A 3,842-nucleotide genomic window follows, 5' to 3' on the forward strand; every position below is an offset into this window, starting at 1 on the left:
GATAAATTGTGAGCTACAAATCCCCAGTTTACCGAAAGAGTTTAAACCGATTATTGAAGGGTGTTTGCAAAAAGATAGAAAACAAAGATGGACAGCACAACAGGTTTTAAATGCCTTACAAGCAGTCAAAAAGCCTGTTTCACCTACTCCATTTACCGAAAAACTACCCAATCGAGTCACACTGGAGATGGTGAGCTTACCAGCAGGTGAATTTCTCATGGGATCTCCTGATAGTGATCCCGATGCTTCGGATGATGAAAAGCCTCAACACCAAGTTAAAGTCAACAGTTTTGCCATTGGTAAATATCCAGTCACTCAGGCACAATATGAAGCGGTAATGGGAACCAATCCCTCTTATTTTAAAAATAACTCTTGGTTTCAAAATAATCCCCAAAATCCGGTAGAAAAGGTTAGTTGGAATGACGCTCAAGCCTTTTGTCGGAAATTGAGTCAAATAACAGGGAAAACCTATCGCCTACCGACGGAAGCGGAATGGGAATATGCTTGTCGTGCGGGGACTACTACTCGCTTTTATTTCGGTGATGATGCCAATCAGTTAGGAGATTACGCTTGGTATAGCGCAAATTCTCAGGATAAAACTCATCCTGTGGGACAGAAAAAACCCAATGCTTGGGGACTGTATGACATGATTGGCAATGTTTGGGAGTGGTGCGAAGACAATTGGCATAGTACCTATGAGAATGCGCCAAAGGATGGCAGTGCTTGGTTAACAAATGATGATGATTATCAAATATTGCGGGGCGGTTCTTGGTGCTACAATCCATTTTTCTGCCGTTCCGCTTTCCGCAACGACTTCGATAGGCGCGTCGGCTTCTACGGCAGCCTCGGTTTTCGCGTGGTGTGCGGTGCCGGGAGGACTCTATAACCCTTTTTCCCTTTTTTTCCCTTTTTACCCTTTTTCCCTTGTTTCAAGGCTCTGCCTTGAAACACAATATTTAAGGCTCTGCCTTAAAGCAATATTCAGGTAGAACCTGAAGAGAGCGTTCCCAGGTAGAACCTGGGAACGAGATAACGAGATAACGAGATAAAGCTTGTGCTATCTGTTCAAAGTTTAATCCTAATGCCAATAAACGCTGTTAATTCAGCTTCTTGTCTGCCTTACTCCAAAGCTTCCTGATAAACTTTAGTTTGTTTTAAATCGCTTAAACTAAACATCGCTTCTATCTCCTTTCTACTGACTTGGGGTAACTTATACCATTTTTCATAAGTAATGGCAGAGATGGTTAATCGCCCTCACCCCTAACCCCCCACCCCCCGATGTCGGGGGGGCAAGGGGGGGTAAGATACCTGCCAAGAATAAAGAAAAATGGTATTATAAACCAAAATTGTCTCTATCAATTCTAAAAGTTCTTGCTGTTGTTTGAGATTAGGTAATTCTTGTCTAATCCGTGGAATTAATTGTTTTCCTTGCCCTCAAATCATTACAGATATGCCAATAATCCCAGATAATAGAGAATGGATATCTCCGAAAATTAAATATGCGTAACCTGAAATTCTTGGTAGGGACAATTCATGAACTGTCCCTACATTTTTGGAGTAAAATTTATTAATTATACCTACATTTTCGGAGTATAATTCATGAATTGTCCCTACATTTTCGGAGTGTAATTCATGAATTATCCCTACATTTTCGGAGTATAATTCATGAATTATCCCTACATTTTCGGAGTATAAATCATGAACTATCCCTACTTTTTCGGAGTAAAATTCATGAATTGTCCCTACGTTTTTTTCGGAGATGTCTAATGATGACACAGCTAGTCTCTCTGCTATAGTACAAAAGTCGTTTAGCATGATACGCTATGTTACCTTATTGCGATCGCTTTGAACTTTTCCTATTCCCTTTGAGTCGCTTGTCTAAGCTGTTCGATCTCTAATTCTAAAGCTTGTGCTATCTGTTCAAAGTTTAATCCTAATGCCAATAAACGCTGTTAATTCAGCTTCTTGTCTGCCTTACTCCAAAGCTTCCTGATACACTTTAGTTTGTTTTAAATCACTTAAACTAAACATCGCTTCTATCTCCTTTCTACTGACTTGGGGTAGCTTATAAACCAAGATTGTCTCTATCAATTCTAAAAGTTCTTGCTGTTGTTTGACCTTAGGTAATTCTTGTCTAATCCGTGGAATTAATTGTTTTCCCTGCTCGATCGCTCTTGCGGTTGGTGCTATAATTAACTGTAACATCGATATTCCCAGGGATTCCACTTCCCTAATTTTCAGGGAAAAAGTCCCGGAATTTTACCCCCTGATCACTGCAAGGACTGGCACTTTTTGCTTTTAAAAAAGCCTTTAGATTTATTCAGCAAACCTTAATTAATTAGTCCTTGAGCAGTGCGATACATTGGGCTAAAGAAGCGTTAGTTTTCAACGCTTGCGGGTTAATATGGGTGGCAGCGGCTCGATAACCTTGTTCTAAGAGAGCTGCAATTAAATCTTCCATTTTGGGTAAATCTAATTTACCCCTTCTACCAATTTCCCGAAAGCTATAAAAATAGGGAGGAAAATCGTTTTCTTCCCTCATTATTTCTAACAATTTACCTACCTTTTTCCACTGCCATTGAGCGGCTAAATCTGCCATCTTTTCTAGATAAAGGCGATCGTGTAAACTGCCTAACCACAAGGGTCCGGTTAAGGTTAAAGGTTGCCCGTCCCCAGAACAAACTATCTTGCCTAACTTCGGCCAAGGCACTGATTGATATTCCCCGCAGCTATGACAATAACCGAGAAAACCGTAGTTATGACTATTTAATTGTCTATTAGCTGTTAACCGCACCATCACCCGATAACTTTGACCAAAAAAGAAGGAAAAAATCGGCGTAATTCCTAAACCTAATCGGGCCGATTCTAATTGCAAACCAGCGATAATTAATCTTAATCCCTGTTCGTGGGCAGCCGGATGATTGCGAGCATAGGCTCCATAATCAGCTAAACTATTTTCTAGATTATGACCCGTCAGCGTCCGTCCATCGGTATTAGTTAGATAAATTAAACCACCGATTTTAGTGGCTAAAGGAATAGCACTGAACAGAGATGCAGGAGAACCAAAAGCATCAATATCAACTAGATCATAATGGTCTTTTTCAAGATAACATTCTAGGAGAACTTCTTGAGCAGATTTATAGGTTATTTTACCTTTTTTCTGTTGTAATAAACTCTCTAAGTTAGCGTCTAAAGTTGGCTTAATTTCTGGATTACCATCATTAACCCACAGCCAATCCGCACCACTTTCTAACCAATACCTGAGCGCTCGCACACCAGAGCCGCTCATTACTTCTAAAACGCGCAAACTGCCCCGCTCTTTTTGGGCAATTGCCGCCCCTAAAACTCCTAAATCTCGGACGATTTTACTCTCCGGTCGATAAAAAGTATTGTTGATATTAAATATCGCTTTTTCTTCCTGCATCGCTCATCTCATAATTAAGTAGGTAGGCACAATTATTTGTAGGATGGGTTAGCGGTAGCGTAACATGAGCGGGCGTTGGGTTTCATGCTTCAACCCAACCTACGTTCATTTTATATTTAATTCCACCCACCTACTTAGCACTCGATCTCTTCTTTTGTCTTTCCATGATTAACTAGGATCGAAAAGGGTCAACCACTGCCAAAACCAATCAGACATCAAGATAGAAGATAAATCTAAAGAAAGTGTAAAATTAGCAGAAATTCCCGATTTTTTTACTATTATATCCCTAAAAAGCTGATAGTTTCCCCATGAGAACGGCAAATTGAAGGTAAAAAATAACTATTTTTTAATATCTTATAACAGTTTAATCCGGTCTGATGGGAGATAACCTAAAAGCAAAATCATTCAACCTTGATAT

The 3,842-nt window shown here is 39.9% G+C and carries 3 protein-coding genes and 2 pseudogenes; 1 reads left to right on the plus strand and 4 read right to left on the minus strand.

The genetic code is table 11. The features are described 5' to 3' along the window. On the plus strand, positions 1-886 hold an 886-nt coding region (locus IQ242_RS19040), incomplete at its 5' end, for a formylglycine-generating enzyme family protein (protein WP_193961046.1). A 70-nt stretch (positions 887-956) separates the two neighbouring features. On the opposite strand, the pseudogene IQ242_RS26355 reads toward IQ242_RS19040, so the two are convergent. The 4 genes and pseudogenes from IQ242_RS26355 to IQ242_RS19060 all read right to left on the minus strand — a co-directional run. Then, a pseudogene (locus tag IQ242_RS26355) lies at positions 957-1,215 on the minus strand (hypothetical protein); the annotation flags it as partial. Positions 1,216-1,434: 219 nt separating this feature from the next. Then, positions 1,435-1,815: a hypothetical protein gene (locus IQ242_RS19050; RefSeq protein WP_228021091.1), complete on the minus strand. Its 381-nt coding sequence runs from the start codon at positions 1,813-1,815 to the stop codon at positions 1,435-1,437. Positions 1,816-1,856: 41 nt separating this feature from the next. Continuing rightward, a pseudogene (locus tag IQ242_RS19055) lies at positions 1,857-2,223 on the minus strand (DUF2887 domain-containing protein); the annotation flags it as partial. A gap of 115 nt (positions 2,224-2,338) precedes the next feature. After that, positions 2,339-3,424, minus strand: a complete 1,086-nt coding sequence (locus IQ242_RS19060) for a tRNA (guanine-N1)-methyltransferase (protein ID WP_193961048.1) — start codon at positions 3,422-3,424, stop codon at positions 2,339-2,341. Between the last annotated feature and the right edge of the window lie 418 nt (positions 3,425-3,842).

It is taken from the genome of Microcystis sp. LEGE 08355 (assembly GCF_015207185.1).
GTDB classification, from domain to species: Bacteria; Cyanobacteriota; Cyanobacteriia; order Cyanobacteriales; family Microcystaceae; genus Microcystis; species Microcystis panniformis.

Coding starts and splice junctions, on each gene's coding strand:
- IQ242_RS19050 (WP_228021091.1), bottom strand. CDS start 1,815: ATGCTAAACGACTTTTGTACTATAGCAGAGAGACTAGCTGTGTCATCA.
- IQ242_RS19060 (WP_193961048.1), bottom strand. CDS start 3,424: ATGCAGGAAGAAAAAGCGATATTTAATATCAACAATACTTTTTATCGA.